Origin of the sequence: Actinoplanes sp. NPDC051633 (assembly GCF_040681735.1) — a bacterium.
In the GTDB taxonomy this organism is placed as follows: domain Bacteria; phylum Actinomycetota; class Actinomycetes; order Mycobacteriales; family Micromonosporaceae; genus Actinoplanes.
Window position 1 is genome coordinate 1 of record NZ_JBFAZH010001647.1, and the last position, 1,329, is coordinate 1,329.

At 73.2% G+C, this 1,329-nt stretch carries 1 protein-coding gene and 1 pseudogene; one reads left to right on the forward strand and one right to left on the reverse strand.

Annotation, left to right across the window (positions count from 1 at the left end; all coding sequences use genetic code 11):
- Positions 1–204: pseudogene (locus AB0M20_RS43935) on the reverse strand (hypothetical protein); the annotation flags it as partial.
- A 32-nt stretch (positions 205–236) separates the two neighbouring features.
- On the opposite strand from AB0M20_RS43935, the gene AB0M20_RS43940 reads away from it, so the two are divergent.
- Positions 237–1,329 (forward strand): YcaO-like family protein (locus AB0M20_RS43940; RefSeq protein ID WP_364307474.1); only part of this gene is annotated, 1,093 nt, incomplete at its 3' end.

Consider the following 1,329-nt stretch of genomic DNA (forward strand, 5'->3'; position numbering starts at 1 on the left):
CAGGTCGGCGGCGGCCCGCGCCACGACCTCCGGCTGGCCGGCCGAGCCGTCGCCGTCGCCGTCGCCGTCGCCGTCGCCGTCGCCGTCGGCCAGGGTGTCGTCGCTGAACAGCACCATCGGGATCGGCGTCCCCTCCACCGACTGGCTGAGGATCATGCGTCTGAGGTGGGTGGAGCCCGTCTCCGGGTTGTGCTCGCTCGGCACCTGGCATTCTCCCGCCTGAGTAGGGTGGTCAAGTGTCTCTTGCCACCGTGATCAGCCAATACCGTACGGTCTTGGCCCGCTTCGGCCGGCTCACCGAATTCGACATCTCATCGCTGGACCGGCTGGGCATTCCTGTGACGAGTTGCTCGCTGGCCGTCGACGGCAGGTTCCGGCACCACGGCAACGGCTACGGTGCGACGCCGGAGGAGGCGTCGGTGAGCGGTCTCGGGGAGCTCGCCGAGGTCGTGCTGTCCGCGGTGGGCGTGGAGGAACGGCACGCGGCGGCCCGGCCCGGGTCGTACGCCGAGCTGGTGGCCGCCGAGGGCCGCGACCGGGTGGTCGACCCGCGCCGGCTCGGGTTGCCGGCCGGCTCGCCGTACGACGACGCGATGCCCCTGCTCTGGCTGCCGATGACCCGGTGGGCGACCGGTGAAACGGTGTGGCTGCCGGAGGATTTCGTGGCCAGTGAGCCGGGCCAGGTGCGCGGGTCGCAGCGGTTGATCACGCCGATCTCCAACGGGCGGGGCGCCGGGCTCGACGAGCAGCGGGCGCTCACCCACGGGCTGCTCGAGCTGCTGCAGCGGCACACCAACGGGCTGCGCTTCCGGGCCCTGGACCGCCGATCGCCGGTGATCGCACCCGAGACCCTGCCGGAGTCGGTGCGGGCGTTGATGAGCCGGCTCGCGGCACACGGCGTCCGGCCGGTGATGAAACACGCGGCGACCGCGTACGGGGTGTGCTCGACCCACGTCATGGGTGTCGACCCGGACCCGGGCGCCGGCATCCGGGTGACGGCCGGCGGGGAGGCGGCGCACCCGTCGGCCGAGGTCAGCCTCACCAAGGCTCTGCTCGAGTACGCCAACTCGCGGACCCGCAAGGCGTTCTTCTTCGGCGATCGGACGGCCGCGCGGGCGGCTGCCCCGGCGGAGTACTGGGAGCAGCTCGGCCCGGTCGGGCACGGTGAGCCGCGGGCCTACGAGGAGATGACCGCCTGGGCCGGCCTGAGCCAGGAGAAGCTGCGGGACCTCACCGCCCCGGACGAGTCCCGCACCGTCGCGTACCCCGAGGTGGCCGGCACGGGCACCGTGGCGGGCACTGGCGACGGCACTGGGGCGCTGCTGGATC